General features: G+C 67.7%; 15 protein-coding genes and 1 pseudogene. 7 read left to right on the top strand and 9 right to left on the bottom strand.

Annotation, left to right across the window (positions count from 1 at the left end; translation table 11 throughout):
* Window positions 1–55 precede the first annotated feature (55 nt).
* Together ACIQE0_RS24520 and ACIQE0_RS24515 are read left to right on the top strand one after the other, a co-directional pair.
* Window positions 56–604, top strand: a complete 549-nt coding sequence (locus ACIQE0_RS24520; protein ID WP_402335884.1) for a thiamine pyrophosphate-dependent enzyme — start codon at window positions 56–58, stop codon at window positions 602–604.
* A gap of 83 nt (window positions 605–687) precedes the next feature.
* Window positions 688–1,734 (top strand): amidohydrolase family protein, encoded by a 1,047-nt coding sequence (locus tag ACIQE0_RS24515; RefSeq protein WP_402335881.1) that lies wholly within the window; start codon window positions 688–690, stop codon window positions 1,732–1,734.
* 398 nt (window positions 1,735–2,132) lie between these two features.
* Here the strand turns inward: ACIQE0_RS24515 and ACIQE0_RS24510 are convergent, their stop codons facing one another.
* The 3 genes and pseudogenes from ACIQE0_RS24510 to ACIQE0_RS24500 all read right to left on the bottom strand — a co-directional run bounded on the left by ACIQE0_RS24510 (window position 2,133) and on the right by ACIQE0_RS24500 (window position 5,964).
* Entirely contained in the window at window positions 2,133–2,999 is an 867-nt protein-coding gene (locus tag ACIQE0_RS24510; RefSeq protein ID WP_402335878.1) for a class I SAM-dependent methyltransferase, read from the bottom strand.
* A gap of 254 nt (window positions 3,000–3,253) precedes the next feature.
* A pseudogene (locus ACIQE0_RS24505) lies at window positions 3,254–3,436 on the bottom strand (transporter); the annotation flags it as partial.
* A 128-nt stretch (window positions 3,437–3,564) separates the two neighbouring features.
* Window positions 3,565–5,964 carry a polysaccharide lyase 8 family protein gene (locus ACIQE0_RS24500; RefSeq protein WP_402335875.1) on the bottom strand — a complete coding sequence of 800 codons (2,400 nt, stop codon included), beginning with the start codon at window positions 5,962–5,964 and terminating at the stop codon, window positions 3,565–3,567.
* Between the two features lie 251 nt (window positions 5,965–6,215).
* Between ACIQE0_RS24500 and ACIQE0_RS24495 the strand changes: the two genes are divergently transcribed.
* Window positions 6,216–7,385 carry a hypothetical protein gene (locus ACIQE0_RS24495; RefSeq protein WP_402335872.1) on the top strand — a complete coding sequence of 390 codons (1,170 nt, stop codon included), beginning with the start codon at window positions 6,216–6,218 and terminating at the stop codon, window positions 7,383–7,385.
* A gap of 262 nt (window positions 7,386–7,647) precedes the next feature.
* Here ACIQE0_RS24495 and ACIQE0_RS24490 read toward each other — a convergent pair whose 3' ends face one another.
* Both ACIQE0_RS24490 and ACIQE0_RS24485 read right to left on the bottom strand, forming a co-directional pair.
* On the bottom strand, window positions 7,648–8,217 hold the full coding sequence (locus tag ACIQE0_RS24490) for an isochorismatase family cysteine hydrolase (protein WP_366339710.1): 570 nt from the start codon (window positions 8,215–8,217) through the stop codon (window positions 7,648–7,650).
* 426 nt (window positions 8,218–8,643) lie between these two features.
* Window positions 8,644–9,318 (bottom strand): TetR family transcriptional regulator, encoded by a 675-nt coding sequence (locus tag ACIQE0_RS24485; protein ID WP_402335869.1) that lies wholly within the window; start codon window positions 9,316–9,318, stop codon window positions 8,644–8,646.
* Window positions 9,319–9,521: 203 nt separating this feature from the next.
* Between ACIQE0_RS24485 and ACIQE0_RS24480 the strand changes: the two genes are divergently transcribed.
* On the top strand, window positions 9,522–10,379 hold the full coding sequence (locus ACIQE0_RS24480) for an SDR family oxidoreductase (protein WP_402335866.1): 858 nt from the start codon (window positions 9,522–9,524) through the stop codon (window positions 10,377–10,379).
* Window positions 10,380–10,697: 318 nt separating this feature from the next.
* On the top strand, window positions 10,698–11,450 hold the full coding sequence (locus tag ACIQE0_RS24475) for an SDR family NAD(P)-dependent oxidoreductase (RefSeq protein ID WP_402335863.1): 753 nt from the start codon (window positions 10,698–10,700) through the stop codon (window positions 11,448–11,450).
* A gap of 198 nt (window positions 11,451–11,648) precedes the next feature.
* Here the strand turns inward: ACIQE0_RS24475 and ACIQE0_RS24470 are convergent, their stop codons facing one another.
* Window positions 11,649–12,353, bottom strand: a complete 705-nt coding sequence (locus ACIQE0_RS24470) for a class I SAM-dependent methyltransferase (protein WP_402335860.1) — start codon at window positions 12,351–12,353, stop codon at window positions 11,649–11,651.
* 136 nt (window positions 12,354–12,489) lie between these two features.
* Here ACIQE0_RS24470 and ACIQE0_RS24465 point away from each other — a divergent pair, with 136 nt between their 5' ends.
* Window positions 12,490–13,074, top strand: coding sequence for a helix-turn-helix domain-containing protein (locus tag ACIQE0_RS24465; RefSeq protein WP_366339697.1), 585 nt, complete (start codon window positions 12,490–12,492; stop codon window positions 13,072–13,074).
* 99 nt (window positions 13,075–13,173) lie between these two features.
* Here the strand turns inward: ACIQE0_RS24465 and ACIQE0_RS24460 are convergent, their stop codons facing one another.
* Window positions 13,174–14,673 carry a long-chain fatty acid--CoA ligase gene (locus tag ACIQE0_RS24460; protein ID WP_366339695.1) on the bottom strand — a complete coding sequence of 500 codons (1,500 nt, stop codon included), beginning with the start codon at window positions 14,671–14,673 and terminating at the stop codon, window positions 13,174–13,176.
* Window positions 14,674–14,886: 213 nt separating this feature from the next.
* Here ACIQE0_RS24460 and ACIQE0_RS24455 point away from each other — a divergent pair, with 213 nt between their 5' ends.
* On the top strand, window positions 14,887–16,149 hold the full coding sequence (locus ACIQE0_RS24455; protein WP_402335855.1) for a PucR family transcriptional regulator: 1,263 nt from the start codon (window positions 14,887–14,889) through the stop codon (window positions 16,147–16,149).
* Between the two features lie 182 nt (window positions 16,150–16,331).
* Here the strand turns inward: ACIQE0_RS24455 and ACIQE0_RS24450 are convergent, their stop codons facing one another.
* Together ACIQE0_RS24450 and ACIQE0_RS24445 are read right to left on the bottom strand one after the other, a co-directional pair.
* A complete protein-coding gene (locus ACIQE0_RS24450) occupies window positions 16,332–17,111 on the bottom strand; it encodes a crotonase/enoyl-CoA hydratase family protein (protein ID WP_402335852.1) in 780 nt (259 codons plus the stop codon).
* Window positions 17,112–17,153: 42 nt separating this feature from the next.
* The gene (locus ACIQE0_RS24445) at window positions 17,154–18,371 is read right to left on the bottom strand and encodes a CoA transferase (RefSeq protein WP_366339689.1); all 1,218 of its coding nucleotides are present in this window, start codon (window positions 18,369–18,371) and stop codon (window positions 17,154–17,156) included.
* Between the last annotated feature and the right edge of the window lie 5 nt (window positions 18,372–18,376).

Raw genomic sequence — 18,376 nt, 5'->3', positions numbered from 1 at the left:
CGTGGCGGATCCCCAGCGCTCTACTGAAACCGATCATGAGCCTATGGCGGAATCGGTGCGTGACCGAGTCCGGGAGCATCTCGCGGCGCCCCGGACGCCGGCCGTGTTCGGCAATCCGGGGTCGACGGAGTTGCCGACCTTCCGGGAAGTGCGGTGGCGGCACCTGCCCGTACGGCAGGGCGGCGGCTACTACAACGCGGCCAGCGGTGGTCTGGGCCGGGCTCTGCCCGCCTCTGTCGGCATCGCCCTGACCGACCCCTCCCGCCCCGTGGTCTGCCTCCTCGGCGACGGCTCCGCCCCGTACTCGATCCAGGCCCTCTGGACGGCCGCCCGGCTGGGCTTACGGCTGATCGTCATCGTGTTGAACAACGGCGAATACGCCGCGATGAAAGCCCTCTCCCGCACCTTCGGCGCCCACCACCCGCCCTCCTACGACCTCCCCGGCATCGACATCACCCACCACGCCCGGGGATACGGCTGCACCGGCCTGCGCACCGAAGGGCCCGGCAGCGCGGCCGAAGCCGTCCACAGAGCTCTCACAACGCAAACCACCACCCTGATCGGCATCCCCATCGACCCGCGCACGGCAGCCCTGTACGCCTGAACACAACCACGCCCCACAGTCAGCGTGGATTCAAGAGCCTCGCCCCCGGATCGGGGCGGTATCGATCGAGGAGAGCACTAAAGGTGAAGGTTATCGGTTTCGAAGAGCACTATAAAATTCCGGCTATTCATGAGGCGAACAAGAACAGCCCGGGCGAGTTGATCTACGACGTATGGAAGAAGGCGGGCCGGTTCGAGACGGATGCTCAAGGCGGCTGGCCAGCGGGCATCTACGATTTGGGGGAGGGTCGGATCGCCGCTATGGATGAGGCGGGGATCGACGTGCAGATCCTCTCGCACACCTACCCCGGCCCAGAGATCCTTGAGCCCTCGATCGCGGTCGACCTGACCAGGCAGGCGAACGACGCCGTCTCAGCTGCGATCTCGAAGCATCCCGAGCGGTTCCTTGGTTTCGCCACCTTGCCGATGCGTGACCCAGCGGCTGCCGCAAGCGAGCTTGAGCGCGTTGTCCGTGACCATCGTTTCGTGGGGGCCCTGATCAACGGCCACGTAAACGGGCGTTTCCTCGACGACAAGTTCTTCTGGCCGGTGTTCGAATGTGCCGAGGCCCTCAACGTGCCGATCTACCTGCACCCCACCCTGCCGCCACAGCCGGTGATCGACGCCTATTACAGCGGATTCGATCCGTATGTCTCGACCAACATGTCTGCTGCCGGGCTCGGCTGGCACCTTGACACCGGGATCCACTGCATCCGTCTGATCCTGGGCGGGGTGTTCGACCGGTTCCCCAATCTGCAGATCATCGTGGGTCACCACTTCGAAGCATTGGGCTGGATGGCATGGCGGACGGACTACTCGTTCATTGGGGAGGCGAGCGGCGGCCTCAAGCGCACCGTCAAGGAATACCTCCGCGAGAACTTCTACGGCGGCATCCTCGCCGGCGACTTCAGGAACCAGGAATCCGGCGATGTGGACAGCAGCTGGAGTCTGTCCTACAACGCTTTCCGTGCCATGGTCGGCGTTCTTGGGATCGACCGGATTCTCTTCACCACCGACTGGCCGTACGCCAACATGAAGGCCGCTCGCCAATTTCTGGACCATATGCCCATCAATCTTGGCGATAAGGAAAAGATTGCCCACCTCAACGCCGAGCGCCTGCTCAGGCTCTGAAGGGCTTCTTGGAGATCCACCCGCACGGGGACCCCGTCGCCGCCTCCATGACGGACGACCAGGCCGGCACCGGCCTGCGCTCCACATCACGTCACTGCGCGTGCAGGCCCCGCGATGCTGTGAGCGCCGACGGCTGATCACGCATGCCGAGTCGCCGACCTGCCCGGGGGCGCGGGGCAGTTGCCGAGGCGGCGTGCTGCTGTGCAGCCCAGCACGTTGAACGCCTTGTGCGACCTCGGTGCCCTGTTCGCCGAAGAGTAGTGACAGACCGCTCCCTCACCGGCGCTCCCCTCCTGTGACCTCCAGCAAAGGAACGCGAAAACGAACAGTTCACCGGCAGCCTCGGCATCGGCCGCATGAGGTCGCACAGCAGCGCTGCGGTTGCCGGTGGTTACCGGCTACGAGAGGCGGGCGAAAAGATGGCGGATGGTGTCGAACATGGCGGTCGACGTCAGGGCACGTTCGTGAGCTGCGGCTTCCTCGGTGGCCGTCATCACCCGGGTCTGCCAGCCGCGTTCGGTCAACCGCTCGGTCGGGCTGGGCCGTTGGGCGCTGCTCATCAGGTCAGCCATCTGAACGCCCATGATCGCGGCGTTCTGCTGCATCACCGGGTCCTCCAACGCACGGCGGACATCCTTGAAGTACTCGGCCGCCAAGTGGCTGCCAGGGGCCGACAATCGGTGGATCTCGTGCAGGAGGTGTTCTTCGGCCTCGGGCGGGAGGAACGGCAGCAGCCCTTCGGCGAGCCACGCGGTGGGGCGGGACGGATCGAACCCCGCGCTCTCCAAGACCGCGGCCCAGTCGTCCCGGAGGTCCACGGCGGTCGGCCGCAGTGCACAGCGCGGCTCGGCCCCGGCCTCGCGCAACACCCGAAGCTTGAAGTCCAGCACACGAGGCTGGTCGATCTCATAGACGGCCGTACCCGCCCGCCAGCCCAGCCGAAACGCCCGGGTGTCCAGGCCGGAGGCGAGGATCACCACCTGCGTGACACCGTCGTCGACAGCGCGCAGGAAGTAGTCGTCGAAGGCTCGGGTGCGCAGCGCCAGATAGTCGACCAGGTGCGCCCAGGAGCCGCTGCCGGCGGCAGAGGCGTCCACGGTGGTCGGTAGCGACACCGGCGCCTGGGCCGCGGCGACGAACCCTGCGGCGTAGGGATCCGCAGCGAGGGGGGCCGGGCGGCTGGTCTCGACGGCTCTGGCCGCTGCCACACCCAGTGCGGTGATCCCGACGCCGGTCACGATGTCCCACTGCTGATCCGTACTCACCACAGCCTCCACGGTCCCGGCCGCGCCCAAGGGACGCCGATCGTCACCGAAATCGGCACGGCCATGGATCTGCTCGCATGGTAGGTGCCACATACACGCTCTGGCCAAGGTCGACATCGAGCCATTCGGTCGAGGCCCCCTGCGCCACCGGCCTCGCCTAGAAAGGCCGGCGGCCCAGGAGTTGACCCGCGAGGTGTCCGGATGCCCGCGCGCGGATACGACGTCGAACGCCTCGGGGGAGGCGGCAAAACGGAGTACCGGTAGCGGACGAGGTCGATGCTGCGCCGGCGCTCGCGCACGGCGTGGGCGTCGTAGCGGGTGAAGTCGCCGGCAACGTGGATCAGACGCGGCGCGCTCCACAGGCATACGGACGCGGCCGTCGCCCCGAGCCGCTCGCGGACCAGGGCACGGAAGGCGTGCTTGTGGGCCACGCGCCAGGGTATGCAGTGGAGCAACGGCGCCGAGCCGACCGCGAGGTCGTGCGCGGTGGCCCCGCGTTCGGACGGGACTGGGCAGGGTGGGCGTCAGCGGCCGCGGCGGTACCGGCCATCGTCTGCGGGCCTGGTCAGCCGAGGGTCACCGTGCAGCAGTGTGTCGCTCCGGCCGCGCCTGGGGTCACGCGCAGTCTCAGGGAGTCTCCTGTGCCGAGCACCTCGATCGTGTCGTCGTGGGAGGTCACCGCCGCGACCTTCCGGTTCCACGTGATGCCGAACGGCTGGTCCGTGCGCTTGGGATCGGATACGCACAGGGTGCCGGTGGTGCCGCTCTCCCGGGTGAGGATTGAGGCGGGCGCCTCGCAGACGAACGGACCGACTGTTCCGGAGTACCAGAAGTTGACCGCCCGCAGACCGAGCCGCGGCACCGAGATCCCCTGCTGCTTTTCGTTGTTGGCGTGGATCGTCAGCCATGTGGTGACATCCGAGCGCTCCTTCACGGTGGCGATGCTCGCGCCGGGCAGGACCACATAGGCATGGTTGGAGCCGGGTGGCTTGGTCTTCCCGTGAGCCAGATACAACGTGAGGTAGCGACGGGTGAGGGGGGTCGTCGATCCGCCGGTGTTGATGTCGCGCCAGCAGCCGGTGCGCTCCTCGCGGCGGGCCTGGAGGTTGACGCCGCCGATGAAGATATAGCCGTGGAATCCGGCGAGGTGTGCCCACTTGGCGCCGGTCAGCGTCGCTGACCAGGGGAGGGTGCCCGGCTGGGCCTCGCCGTCCACGGTGAGGGTGTGGGTGCCGCGTTCGCCGAGGTTGCGGTTGTCGACGATGGTCTCCACACCGACCCCGTCGGAGCTGTTGATGTCCGCGCCCAGGCACACCACGCAGTCGTCCAGGAAGAACCATGACTTCTTCGCTCGCAGTGTGCTGCCCAGTCCTCTGATGTTCTGGCCGATCGCGGCGTAGGTGCCGTCCGTGGCACCTCCCACCCACCGCACGTCGGGGCAGGACGCGCCCCAGTCACCGCCGTGTCCGTCCTTGAGCTGCTTCTTCGACACGGTGGTGCCAGGCAGCCGGTACGGGTCGACCGTGGGCCAGAAGGCGTCGGAGTACTGGCCCAGTCCGGTGGTGGAGTTCCAGACGTAGAGCATTCCCTGGCCGGTGTGCCAGCCGCGCAGATTCTCACCGTTGCCGGTCTCGTAGTGGGTGATCTTCCAGGAGGCCATGGACACGGCCGCCGCCCAGGTGGGCCTGCGGTGCACGGCACGGGCCATGGCCGGGAAGAGCATGTGCCGGACCGGTTCGGGCGCGGGGGCCGTGCCCTCGTCGTCCAGCAGCGGCTTGATCCGCGAGAGCGTGTCGATGCCCAGGCCGGCGAGCGGGTCCTTGACGTAGGTGTCGTGTGTGAGCCAGCCCTTGGCCATCGACCGCCAGCGCGCACGCTCGACGGCGGACGCGGACTCGGCCAGCAGCACGACGGCGGCGATCACGCCGCGCCCTCGTCCGTGGTCGCCGCCGGGGCGGCTGATCGCGCGACCGGAGACGTGGTCCATCATCAGGCCGTTGTAGAGGCAGGGGGCGTAGGACCTGTCGACGGCGTCGAAGACGTTTTGGGCCTGGGGATCGGTGACCGCCCACCGTGAGGTGCCGAGAAGGGCGAGCAGTCGTGCCAGGCCGTCGAGCAGGACCTGTCCGTAGCTGCCGGTGTAGGCGACGGTGGTGTGCTGAACGAACGAGCCGTCGGCGTACATGCCGTCGCCGGCGGTCACGTACGGGAACACCGGGGAGAGTGCGTCGCGGGCCAGGGCGATCTTCGCCGACCGTTCGCCCACGGCGCCGCGCAGTGCGAGCACGCGGCACAGGTCGACGCGGTTGGCGCCGGTACTGGTGCCCGTGTAGGAACCGACCGCGGAGTCGGGGACGAAGTGGTCGACCGCCCGCAGACAGCTGTCCCGGTCGGCGGGCGCGAGGTGCGGGTGCAGCAACACGCAGGTGTCCAGGAGGCGTTGCGGGGCGCCGATCTGCCAGTGGTACCAGTTGCCGTACCGCTGGGTGTTCTCGTTGTAGACCTGGTCGCGCAGGTGGCGCAGGCCCAGCAGCACGCCCTCGCGCAGGACGGCGCTCCCGGTGTGCCCGGTGCCGGGCTGGACGTATGCCTGGGCCATGGTGCGCAGGCGCTCGTAACTCTCCTGCATGTTCCCGGACTTCCGGCTCAGCTCCGTACCGGTTTTGGAGAAGTCCAGGTCGGGCCAGAGCGAGCCGGTCGCCGGAACCATGCTCCCGCGGTACCGGTCGGCGTTCACGCCGAGGGCCTTGAGCCGGGAGGCGTAGGGCTCCTCGTGGGCGGGAAAGTCGCGCCCCAGCATGATGCCGGTCCACCTGGCGCGCACGTCCGCGTACTCGTCCTTGCGGAACTTCCTGCGCCTGCGTCGGCGGTCGTGACGCTCACCGTAACTGTAGGGGAGCCCGCGGTGTCGCCCCCATCCGCGACCGCGCTCCTTCAGCTTCGTGGCTGCCGTCTTCAGATTCATGGTTGGCGTGCTTCCTTCTCCCCCGCCCGCCTCCGGGCGCTTACGGCCACCCATGCTGTACCGGCCCCGGCGGGACGGCGATCGCTCGACCGCAATCGGGGGAACGGCGGACAGGCCGCGCGCTCGCCCCAGTTGCCGTGCGGGCAGGCGCGATCACCCGTTCGGACACACCGGGGTAGGCGCCCCTGTGGGGCTCCCAGAGCATCGATGGTGTGCATGCGACCACGACAGACACATGAGGGAGCCGTCCCATGAAAAAGAACCTCATAGTCAACGGAGACTTCACCACCTACACGCTGAACCCGAACCAATGGGGTACCAGCAACCATCTGAAGGCCGCCGGCCGGCACAACGGAGATCAGTTCGTCGGGCTGGGCGGCTGGAAGTGCGGTGTATACAAAGACAAGGCGCAGCAGGTGAGCGTCCAGCAGCCGCAGGACGCCGTCGACCTCATCAACGGAGAGGCCGACGGCCAGTTCCCGAAGGCCGACGGCGACACGTTCTTCCCCAGCGAGAACTTCATCGACATCAATGGCAATGCCACGCTCGGGTTCATCGAGCAGGAGGTGGAGGTCGATCCGGAGAGCCTGTACGAGCTGACCTTCTACTACGGCTACAACATGTGGCCCGGACACGACATCGGACGGCCGACCTATCTGCGGGTCGAGGTGGAGACGACCGGGCGCCTCATTCTGCAGCGGGACTTCATCAAGTACTACACCGGCAAGAAGGGCGTCGCCTCCCAGAGCAAGCAGCCCACCAACGATCCGGCGTGGCAGAAGGGCCAACTGTTCTTCTACTCCCCCAAGGACGTGGAGAAGGTGACCGTGCGGTTCGTCAACCCCGGCCGGGCCGGAATCCACAAGGAGCTGAACGCCAACAGCGACGGCCACAGCGGCATGACCCTGGCGCACATTGCACTCAGCCCGGCCAGTGCCACCAAGCCCAGGCTGTCACTGGCCCCGTCCAACTCGCTTGTGGTGCACCCCGGTGACAAATGGAAGTACCCGGCGTTCCGTATCACCAACACAACCGCCTGCCCGGTCGAAGTGGCGGAGATCCTCTTCCACGTCCCCAGCGGCATGCGCTTCATGGAGGACTGGCTTCCCTACACCCGGCAGGACGACGCGGGCCAGGAGGACAAGGCATCCTGCGAGCGCGCGAACGAGGGCCGCACACTGTACTGCCGCGAGCTCAACCTGAAACTGGCTCCGGGCAAATGGGCCGTGGTTCGCCCGGCGGTGGAGATCGCGACCACCGCGGATCCGGGTCAGTACCCGGTGGAAGCCTCTTTCGGCCCGCCGTTCCTTACGGAGAAGGTGTACAACCGCGTCGAGGTGAAGCGGAAGACGAGGCCCATCGGCAGCGGCGAGGACGCCGACAGCGCTCCGGAAGAGGACGCCGACAACAGTCCCGGATGAGGGCTTCGAATGGGCGAGTGAGGCCAACAGAGTGAATTCCGGAGGGAGTTGGCTGCTCACGCTTCCCGCATACTGCGGGCGGATAGAAGGTCTCGGAGGCAATGCCTGTGGGTTTCGCCGGATGACGATCGACCAGCACGGAGCGCACACCGACGCCGGCCGCGGTAGGGGCGGCAGCACGCCCGCAGGTCCGCCGCCGATGACGACCAGGTCGGTATCGACGGCGGCGTGCAGGGTGTTCGCCGACGTGACGGCGATGGGGTCATTCCAGCACCGATACGTTGCAGGGTGTGGGGAGTTGGGCGATCACGTGGTCTTTGGTGACGAGTTGTCCTGCGCCGATGAGGCGGCGGGCGACGACCAGGCCGGCGTCGTGCACGTCGGGGCCGGCGTCGCTGGCGCAGGCGTCGGTGACGACCGTGGGTGCGTAGCCGAGTTCGAAGGCGTCTGCGGCGGATTTCAGGACGCAGCTTTCGGTGGCGATGCCGCAGAAGACCAGGTCGGTCCATCCCTCGCGACGAATGAGGTCGGTGGCTTCCGGGGTGAAGAGGGTGTAGCCGGTCTTGTCGAGGGTCGCGTGGGCGGTGGCGGCCGGGCCGACGAGTTCGGGGACGAGGTCGGTCTCGGGCGGCCCTTGCAGACGGTCCCACTGGAAGAAGCGCTCGTAGGCACTGCCCGGGTGGTTGAAGTAGCGGGTGAAGAGCACCGGTCTGCCTGCCTCGGACCAGCGGGCGACAAGGTCGCACACCACGGGGACCACATGGCGACTGTGGTGGTTGACGAACCCGTTCTGCAGGTCGATCACGACCAGCGCTGCACTGCCGGTGTCCAACTTCCGCCTCCTTGCTCGTCTGTTCAGCCCATACTCTCTCGCGTAGCGCGTCCGGTGCGGCCCGGAGGTGTTCGGCCAGGCCGCTCGTCTTCATGGTTGCCCGGCTGCGGCTTCGGCTCGGCCCCGCTTCCGGTCTCACCGGTACGCGTACTCGGGAAGCCGGCGAAGGCTCGGCCGGTGGACCACTCCGCTCCTTGACACACCGCTCGTAGCGGTTCCGGGTTCGCGCATGGAACCGAAGCCGGGCCTGCACCGACCCGTGGGAGTGCCGAGTTGGCCTGCCGGTCTCCCCTACGGTCGAGCAGCCACGCGGAGTTGCGGACGGCGCCCGGGGCGATGACGCGCACGTCCGTGTCGGCGTGACCGCCGTCGGAGCGGTCGGGGCCGGTGAATCTCACTGGCCGGACGGCATCCTCGCGCCCGTGGTCACGCCGCCGTATCGGCGCAGTAGCCGTGCAGGAGTGCGGCCAGGATGTCGGTGAGCCGCGGGCCGACGTCGATCAGAGCGTGGGTGAGTTCGGGGGTGTCCTCGTAGAAGCGGCGCAGTTCGGTTCCCGGTGCCGCCATCTGCCACATCGCGCCTGCCATGGCGGTCGCGGTCGCGACGACATTGCCCGCCTGCCGCGGAGTCAGCGGGAGGGATCGGCACAACGCGGCGCCGACCGACTCGGCTTCGGCGAGGGCGCGCACCTTGAAGGACCGGACGGCCGCGAAGGACACGCCGCGTTCGAGGCTGAGCGGGGTGTGTGCCAGCAGGTCGCAGAAGAGCGGACGTGCGACGAGTGAGTCGGCGAGGGTGCTCGCGACAACGGAAATCCGAGCCTCGCCACTTGCCGCGCCTTCGTCGGCGAGCCGGCCGCGTACGTCCTGGGACCATTCCACCCACCCGTTCCCGGACAGACGCAGGAAGATCTCCTCCCGCGTCTCGAAGTAGCGCAGCATGGCGGACTTGTGCATGCCGACCGCCGCGGCGATAGCGGTGAGGGTCACCGCGCGCACGCCGTGTTCACCGGCCAGGCGTGTGGCCGCCTCCAGGATCGCGGCTTCACGGATGCGTTTGGCTTCGGCGCTTCGGGCGCGCTCGAACTCTGGGCGGGTCACCCGTCGAGGGTACCGCAACCACGTTGCACTATTACCGCAACGGTGTTTCACTAATGGTCTACCGAGCACGCGTGGCTCGCCACCGATGCGCCCCGCAGCCTCGCGCACTTCCTCGCCGCCACCCGGCGGCATGACCGCGGATTTCCGGTCGCCGCCGACCGGCGCCGTCACGGGAGATCACCTCAGTGAAAGCAGGTACTTCGATGTCCGCGAAAACCATCGTGATCACCGGCACCGCGAGTGGGTTCGGGCACCTGGCCGTGCGGCGGTTCGCCGAGTCCGGGTGGCACGTGGTCGCGACGGTCCGCAACGAGTCGGACCTGGACGTGCACGCCGACGTGGAGAACGTCAGGACGCTCCTGCTGGACGTGGACGACGAGAACGCCGACCTGGCCTTCGGTGAACTCGCCCGGTCCCAATTCGGCCGCGTGGACGCGCTGATCAACAATGCCGGGTACTTCCAGTCCGGCCCGCTGGAAGCCACGACGATGGACCAGGCCCACCGCCAGTTCCAGACCAACGTCTTCGGACTGATCGCACTGAACAAGGCATTCATCCCGATCTTCCGCGAACAGCGCTCGGGCGTCATCGTCAACGTCAGCTCGATCAGCGCCGATGCGGGCTTCCCCTACACGTCGGTGTACGAGGCGTCCAAGGCGGCTGTCGCGGCGCTGAGCGAGGGCCTGCACGCGGAACTGGCCGAGTTCGGAGTGGCGGTCAAGGCGCTGTTCCCGGGCAACATGAACACCGGGATCTTCAGCAAGGTGGACCGCGCGCAGGACGTCCCGGAGGACTACCTCGCGTCATGGGACGCCTTCGCCTCGCTCAACCTCGTCCGCTCCGATCCGGCACTCACCGCCGACGTGATGTTCCGGATGGTCACCGACGGCGACAGGCACAAGGTCCGTTACTACAGCGGACCGGACGGTGAGGCAATCCCGCGGGTGAAGCAGTTGCTGGGCCAGGACTGGTACTGGGAGGAGTTCAGCGCGCACAACCGGGGCGAATCCACGCCCCTGTGGGATGCGCTGATGCCGCGCCCCAAGGCAGTCGAAAGCTGAGTGGCATCCGGGCCGATCCCGCCGGTACCCACACCCCGGCCAGACATCTCACGAATGGCCGCCATAGAGGCTGCCTTTGACCGCCCGCATGGCCCTGACCTGCAGAGCAACGGCGCGGCGGAGGCCGCGATGCCCTCCGGCCGCGCAACAATCCTCACACCGACCGCGGAATCCGGCATCGCGTAGCGCGAAGACGGAATCCACCACGCGGAACGTCGCTTTTCGATGCATGTCAGCTCACGAACGGGGTGAGGAAGAAGCAGCCACGGCGCAGCCGCGCTCCGCAGCCCTCTCCCCTTCCGATACGAGGGACAACTCATGGGTTCTTTTGATCTGACCGGGCGCGTGGCCCTGGTGACCGGAGCGACCAGCGGCATCGGCGCCGCCACTGTGGCACTGCTCGCCGAGCGTGGTGCGCAGGTGGTGGTTGCGGGCCGGGACCACTCCCGCGGCGAGGCCGTGGTCAGCGCCATCTTGGACCGCGGTGGCAAGGCCGCATTCGCGCCCGCGGACCTCCGCGAGACGGAGTCAGTACGGCAGTTGGCACAGAAGGCCGTGGCCCTGGGCGGGGGCCAGGTCGACATCCTGGTCAACAACGCGGGCAGTTACCCGTTCGGCCCCACCGAGCAGGTACAGGAGCGCGACATCGACGCCGTCTACGCCCTCAACGTCAAGGCCCCGTTCCATCTGGTCGCGGCGCTCGCCCCCGCCATGGCCGAGCGAGGCAGCGGCGCGATCGTCAACCTCAGCACGATCGCCGCCGAGAACGGTATGGCAGGCATGGCGCTGTACGGGTCGAGCAAAGCGGCCGTGGAACTGCTGACCAAGGCATGGGCCGCGGAGTACGGCCCGCACGGGGTACGGGTCAACGCCGTCCGGCCCGGCCCCGTACAGACGGAGGGCACCGCCGGCATGGGCGGGGACCTCGACGCTCTGGCAGCCCAGGCCCCGGCAGGCCGCCCGGCCGCTCCGCGGGAGATCGCCGAGGCGATCGCCTACCTTGCCAGCGACGCCGCGAGCTTCGTCCAGGGCGCGGTACTGCCCGTCGACGGCGGGCGCAGCGCCGTCTGAGAACGACGCCGGCCCGCCTGGTGCGGTAGGCCATGCGGCCAGGCACGAGGACACCAGGCGGGCCCCTCGTCAGCCGAAACCGCCTGATGCGTCAGTAGTGCGTCGGCCATCACGAGGTACACGACGAGATCGCGTACCGGCATCGTGGCGGCGTTCCCCGCAATACCGGAGAAGACCCTGACGCTCGACCGTTGCCCGTCAGGCCAGTTCGGCGGTGATCTGCCAGAACGGCAGCAGAATCCTGCCCTCTCGGTCGACGGTCACCGTGTCGTCCTGCTCCGGGACGCCTGACACTTCGGGCGTCAGCTTCTGCCATTCCTGGAGGGTCAAACCGGTGGTGTAGCGGCGGGGCTCCATACGCCGGATCGTCCATGCGCCGGCGAAGGCCTCGCGCAGGCCGCGTTCGCCCATGTCGGCCGGCATCCCCAGGCGATCAGCCAACTCGCCGCGAAAGCACAGGACATGGAGTTTCGCGCCAGGCGCGCACACCCGACGCAGTCCAGCGAGGTATGCCTGCCGCTGATCGGCGTCCAGGCAGTGCAACATGGCGCTGTCGACGACCGTTCGGAAGCCTCCCGGAACAGCGACGCCGCGCAGTTCCGTCGCGTCGGCGACCGTGAAGGTCACCGGGGTACCGGCAGCGGTGGCCTTGGCCCGGCTGCGCTCGATCGCGGAGGGTGCGGCGTCGAAGGCCGTCACCTCATAGCCGCGGCCCGCCAGGAACAAGGCGTTGTCCCCGAGCCCGCAGCCGCATTCCAGAACCGGGCCGGCGATGTCACCCGCCGCCTCCAGCTCCACGACCAACGGCTGGGGGGCGTCCAGTCGCCACGGGATCAGGTCCGACCTGCGGTCGTCCGCTCCGTAGGCGATCTCACGCCCCTGGTACACCGCCTCGAAATCCATTGCCGGCTCCCGGTCGCCCAAGTGGTCACGCGCAGGATGCAGATCAGCCATCCGACCCTCACCTCTTCTAGTAGACGGGATCGTTCACTAAAGGGAGTGTAGGAGCAAAGGAACGCCAGCGTCTACTGTTGGGACCATGGCAGAAAGTGCGACACCCGGCCGCCGCCGAGGGGTGGAACTGGAGCACGCGATCTACGTCGCGACGCTCGACGAACTGACCGCGAACGGCTACGGCCGTCTCACCATGGAAGGCATCGCCGCTCGCGCAGGCACAGGCAAGGCCGCGCTCTACCGGCGTTGGCCCGGCAAGCAGCCCCTGGTTCTGGACGCCCTGCGTTACGCCCTTCCCCCGCTACCCGAACCGGACCCGAAGCGCTCGCCCCGGGAAAACCTCGCCGAATCCCTCGCCGCTTTCAGCGATGTACTGGCGGGCAAAACCCTCGTACCAGGAATCGAGTTCATCATCGACGTGCTGCACGAGCCGGACATGCGCGCCCTGTTCGCCGACAAGGTCATCGCGCCACGTCTTCAGCGCATCGAAGCGATCCTGCACGAGGGCGTGCACAGCAGCGAGTACGGCCACGAGGCCGTGCATCCGTTGGCGGCTCGCACCGGTCCCGCCCTGATAATGCAGACCTTTCTGCTCACCGGCGGGCCACCGAGCCCACAGGAGCTCGACCTCATCATCGACACCGTGCTCCACAGGAGGGCCACATCGTAGGAGCAACGGCGAGACGGGCGCCCGGGAACTCGCGTTGCCAGAAGGCACCGTGAGCGCCCCACCGCTCACGGGTCCGGATGCCATGCCGGCGCGGTCGCCTCAACGCTCCTCCGGTTCGACCGGCGGGACGATCTCCCTTTTGAGGATCTTCCCGGTGGGCCCCTTGGGCAGTGCGTCCGTGACCCATACCCGCCGCGGGTACTTGTAGGCGGCGAGCCGACGCTTGACGTACTCGCGGAGTTCCTCGGCCGTCGTGCGGGCGCCCGGTTTGAGGACCACCGCCGCACCGACCTCCTCGCCGAGATCGGGGTCGGGCAGGCCGATGACCGCGGCATCGGCGACCGCCGGGTGCTCGTACAACACGTCCTCGACCTCGCGGGGGTACACGTTGTACCCGCCCCGAATGATCACGTCCTTCGTCCGTCCGACGATCCAGAAGTACCCGTCCTGGTCGACCCGGCCGAGGTCACCGGTGAGGAACCAGCCGTCCTGGATCGCGGCGGCGGTCTCCTCGGGGCGTCGCCAGTACCGCTTCATCACGTTGTGGCCGCGGATAGCGATCTCGCCGGTTTCACCGTGCGGTACCTCCGTACCGTCATCGACCACCCGCATCTGGACACCCCGGATCGGGATGCCCACCGAGCCGGGCCTGGGTCCGGCCTGCAAGGTGTTGAACGAGGTGACGGGCGAGGTCTCCGAGAGCCCATATCCTTCGAGCACGACGCAGTCGAACGCGGCCTGGAAGTCGTGCAGCACCTGGACCGGCATCGCCGCGCCGCCGGCTAGGCACACGCGCAGCCGAGAGACGTCGTAGGCATCCAGGCCGGGCTGCCTCAACAGCCTGCTGTACACCGTCGGAACGCCGGCGAAGACGGTCACCCCGTGCCCCTCGAGGATTCCCAGTGCTTTCGCCGCGTCGAAGCGCGGCAGCAAAGTCAGGCACGCGCCGGAGACGACGACGGCGTTGAGGGTACAGGTCTGCCCGAAGGCGTGGAACAGGGGCAGCCCACCGAAAACCACGTCTTCGGCGAGGAGTTGGGCCAGATCGGTGGCCACGATGCGGCAGTTGCGGATGAGGTTGGCGTGTGTCAGTTCGGCGCCCTTTGGCTCGCCGGTCGTCCCCGAGGTGTAGAGAATGACGGCGGTGTCGTCGTCGTGCCGGTCGGTCAGCTCCTCGATCGGCGGGACGGATTCCAGCAACTCGTCGAATGCTCCGAGGCTGACGATGACCGCCTCCGCGTCCACCTGCCGCGCACCGGTGCGTGCCTCGTCGGCGGAGTCGTGCCAGGCGAACAGGAGCCGGGCACCCGAGTTGCCGAGGTAGTAGACGACCTCACGGGACTTCAGCAGGGGGTTCATCGGGACCACGATGCCGCCGGCCCGGAGCACGCCGTAGTAGGCGAGCGCGAACTCCGGCACGTCGGGCAGCATGACCGCAACACGGTTCCCCGGCTTCACACCACGGTCGCGGAGCAGCCGCGCCATGCGGGCACTGCCCTGGTCGAGCATGCGATAGGAGACCGTGACGTCCCCCAGACGCAGCGCTGGGCGATCCGGATGCGTTCGGGCAGTGCTTACCAGTAGGGATGCGAGGTTCATGCCGGCTTCTCTCAACCGTCCCCTCTCCCCGTCGTCGCAAGGAGAGGTTAGACATGGACCGCAGGACAACCACTGGGCGCTCAGTACGACCTTCGACGGGGAATTCGTGCCGAGGGACCAATCCATCGCGGTCATCGCAACGGGCGTGCCGAAGCAGGGTCTGTCGTGTCCGACGAAGAGGAGGGTCCACCGGCCGAGCTGTAGGATCGCGGTATGGCTGCGGAGCACCCCGAGGCCGCACAACAACTCTCGGTGGTCGCGGAGAACGTAGGGTCACACCTCCCAGAGGTCAGCCGTGACGTCGGCGCGTATCTTCTGGCCGAGATCCCGGAGCTCAGGGGAGACGCAACCGTCATCAAAATCCTGCTGGCGAGCGTCGCAGAAAATGTCGCCACGTTGCTGCACGTTTTCGAGAACGACATTCCCCTGGAAAAGGTCGAGGGACCGGCGGCTGCTCTTGAGTACTCCAGAAGACTTGCTCAAAGGGGAATCCCCCTGAGCGCGATGATCAGGGCCTACCGGCTCGGACACTGGCGTTTTCTGCAGTGGTGTCTGGACGAGCTCAAAAAACTGGACGCCGACGACGGCATCTCCACCGCAACCAGCCGGCGCATGCTCCAGGTGAGCTTCGGCTACATCGACCAGGTCACCGAGCACGTCATCCTGGTCTACCAACACGAACGTGACAACTGGCTGCTCAGTCAGACCGCGGCGCGCGCCGCACGCGTGCGAGACATCCTCGCGGAGAATGACGTCGACCTCAACTGGGCTGAGCCATACCTCGGTTACCGGCTTCGACAGCATCACCTCGGGCTGGTGGCCTGGCTGCCCACACTGACGGACGGAGGTGAGGGACTCGCTCGGCTCCACCGGATCACCGACGAGATCGCCCACGGACTGGCCTGCTCTGCCAGGCCGCTTTTCGTTCCTCGCGATGCAGTTCTGGCCTGGGCCTGGCTGCCGCTCGGCTCGCACGGCGGCGTCTCCTTCGAGCGACTGTCGCAGGTGCTCGAACGCAGCGATCCTGCCATCTACGTGTGTGCCGGGGAGGCGGGTTGCGGCGTCGAAGGATTCCGCTCCACACACCGGCAGGCGGTCCGCACGCAGGAACTCGCGTCAGCGGCCGATCCGGTGCCCCGATTCACCGACTTCTCCGCTGTTGCTCCCATCGCCTTGATGGCTGCGAACATCGACGACATGCGTGCCTGGGTGTGGAGCACCCTGGGCCCGTTGGCCATCGATGACGAGAACAGCACACGGCTCCGGGAAACCGCTCTGCTCTTCCTCGACAACGGCTGCAGTTACACCGCCACTGCGAGCGCTCAAATTCTGCACAAGAACACCGTGCAGTACCGCATTCGAAAGGCCGAGGAAATCATGGGACACCCGGTCCAACCAGGGCACACGGACCTGGAAATCGCGCTGCGCGCCGTTCGGTACCTCGGCTCGACGCTCCTTCGCACTCCCCCGTCGTGACCAGATCCGGTCGAGCCGTCCCACCGTGGCCTGCAACATCGCCATCACGGCGGTGCAGTCGGCCGCACGCAGCTTCTCCGGGGGCGCTTTCAGTCGTCCGTCGGAGTCGACAGGCAGACCTCGCGGCGGTGGACTACTCGCTCCTGGTTACTACCGATCTTCGTGCCAGGGCCGGGCGTGTGTCAGCGCCCCTGCCAGTGCGGTGAGCGACGTTCCGCGAAGGCATGGGCGCCCTCCTGGGCGTCGTGGGACGCCAGAACCGGTGCGGCGATCCGGTCCTGCTCGGCGAAGGCGTCCTGGTCGCGGAACGCTTGCCGCTCGTTGAGGACGCGTTTGATGGCCCGCACGGCCAGGGGCGCGTTGAGGGCGATGCTGCTGGCCAGTTCCAGAGCCCGCTTCAGGGCCTGTCCTGGATCCGTGAGCTCGTTGACCAGACCGAATCGCTCGGCGCGCTCGGCAGACAAGGGCTCGCCGGTGAGCAGGAGCTCAAGCGCGATGTTGCGTGGGATGCGTTCGGGCAGGCGCACCATTCCGCCCTCGGGCGGCACGATTCCGTAGCGGACCTCGGTCTGGCCGAAGGTGGCGTTCCGCGCGGCCACGATCATGTCGCAGGCAAGGGCCAACTCGGTGCCGCCGCCCAGCGCATAGCCCTCGACGGCGGCGATGAGCGGGGTCCTGAGCTGGGCTCGGGTGAGGCCCCCGAAGCCGCGGTCCCTGACGATGGGAGCGTCTCCGACCGCGAATGCCTTGAGGTCCATGCCCGCGCTGAATACGCCGCCGGCACCGGTGAGGATGCCGACCCTGAGGTCGTCACGAGCCTCCAGGTAGTCGATGGCGGCAGCCAGTGCCTGTGCGGTGGCCCCGTCGATGGCGTTGCGGGCCGTCGGCCGGTCAATGGTGATCACGAAAATGCCGTCGATTTCCTCGGTCCGTACGGTCGGTGTGTGCGTGGCTTTGGTCATGATGGTGTCTTCCTTCCTCCCTCGCGCTGCCGAGCGGCGGCTTCAGGCGACGGATTCGGTCCTGCGCAGCTCCTCGATTCCGGCGTCGTCGAAGCCGAGGTCGTGGAGCACGGACTCGGTGTGTTCACCCAGGTCCGGGGCCGGGCCCGGACGGACCTTCTGTTCCTGGTCCAGCCGGACGGGGCTGTCGATGGTCAGGTGCGGTTCGTCGCTGCCGTCGTCGATCGGCACGAACACCCGGTTGGCGAGGAGTTGGGGGTCCTGGGCGCACTCACCGAGCGTCTGGACGACTCCGTAGGTGAGGCCCGCGGCGTCGAGCACCTGGCGCCACTCGGCCAGGGAACGCGTCGCGAAGGTCTTGTCCAGCAGGGCGACGATCTCTGCGGCGTGGGCGCGCCGGCTCGGGATGTCGGCGTAGCGCGGGTTCTCCGCTGCCTCGGGGTGGCCGATGGCCTGGAGGAACAGGGGAACTTGCTTGTCCTCGTTGGCGAAGGCGAGGACGATCCAGCGGTCGTCTGCCGTGCGGTACATGTTCGCGAGCGCGTTCGGCGGGTCGGACCGGTCGATGGGACGGGGAGGCTTGGCACCGACCAGTACGGCCTGCAGCCACATGCTCGCCGCCCAGGCACCTTCGGCGATCAGCGAGGTCGTCACGCGTGCACCCTGACCGGTTCTCTCGCGCCGGTACAGCGCGGTCATGATGCCGGCGAACAGGGAGATCGCCGTGGAGTGGTCGCCCGAGCCGAACACGTTCATGGCCGGCGGCGCTGCCCTTTGGCGTGTGAGGTCCATCAGGCCGCTGCGCGCCCAGTACGCCGTCACGTCGAAGCCCGGCAGATGCGCATCCGGGCCTTCCTCGCCGAAGCCGGTGACGTCGGCGTAGATCAGCCGGGGATTGAGCGAGGCCAGAGCTTCGTACTCCAGGCCCAGCTTCTCGCGCGTCCGCGGCGGGAAGTTGGTCACCAGCACGTCGGCCCACCGCACCAGCCGCTCGAGGACGGTCCGAGCGCCGGGCGACTTGAGGTTGACCGCGATGCTGCGCTTGTTGCGGTTGTCCAGCTGCCAGGGGTAGTTGACCCCTTCGACATGGGGGTTGGGAGGCATGCGGCTGAGCGAACGGTATGCGTCGCCCGCATGCGGGGGTTCCACCTTGACGACGTCGGCGCCGAAGTCACCCAGGACGGTGGCCGCGGCGGGCCCGGCGATGAAGCTCGCGAGATCGACGACGTGCAGTCCTTCCAGGAGGGGCGCGTTGGTCATGACTG

The organism is Streptomyces sp. NPDC093097 (assembly GCF_044754325.1).
Taxonomy (GTDB): Bacteria; Actinomycetota; Actinomycetes; order Streptomycetales; family Streptomycetaceae; genus Streptomyces.
This window is presented reverse-complemented; position numbering and strand designations above follow the sequence as displayed.

Excerpts from the sequence above, each read along its gene's own strand:
- ACIQE0_RS24500 (WP_402335875.1), bottom strand. The coding sequence starts at position 5,964 with ATGAATCTGAAGACGGCAGCCACGAAGCTGAAGGAGCGCGGTCGCGGA.
- ACIQE0_RS24495 (WP_402335872.1), top strand. The coding sequence starts at position 6,216 with ATGAAAAAGAACCTCATAGTCAACGGAGACTTCACCACCTACACGCTG.
- ACIQE0_RS24480 (WP_402335866.1), top strand. The coding sequence starts at position 9,522 with ATGTCCGCGAAAACCATCGTGATCACCGGCACCGCGAGTGGGTTCGGG.
- ACIQE0_RS24475 (WP_402335863.1), top strand. The coding sequence starts at position 10,698 with ATGGGTTCTTTTGATCTGACCGGGCGCGTGGCCCTGGTGACCGGAGCG.
- ACIQE0_RS24470 (WP_402335860.1), bottom strand. The coding sequence starts at position 12,353 with ATGGATTTCGAGGCGGTGTACCAGGGGCGTGAGATCGCCTACGGAGCG.
- ACIQE0_RS24465 (WP_366339697.1), top strand. The coding sequence starts at position 12,490 with ATGGCAGAAAGTGCGACACCCGGCCGCCGCCGAGGGGTGGAACTGGAG.
- ACIQE0_RS24460 (WP_366339695.1), bottom strand. The coding sequence starts at position 14,673 with ATGAACCTCGCATCCCTACTGGTAAGCACTGCCCGAACGCATCCGGAT.
- ACIQE0_RS24455 (WP_402335855.1), top strand. The coding sequence starts at position 14,887 with ATGGCTGCGGAGCACCCCGAGGCCGCACAACAACTCTCGGTGGTCGCG.
- ACIQE0_RS24450 (WP_402335852.1), bottom strand. The coding sequence starts at position 17,111 with ATGACCAAAGCCACGCACACACCGACCGTACGGACCGAGGAAATCGAC.
- ACIQE0_RS24445 (WP_366339689.1), bottom strand. The coding sequence starts at position 18,371 with ATGACCAACGCGCCCCTCCTGGAAGGACTGCACGTCGTCGATCTCGCG.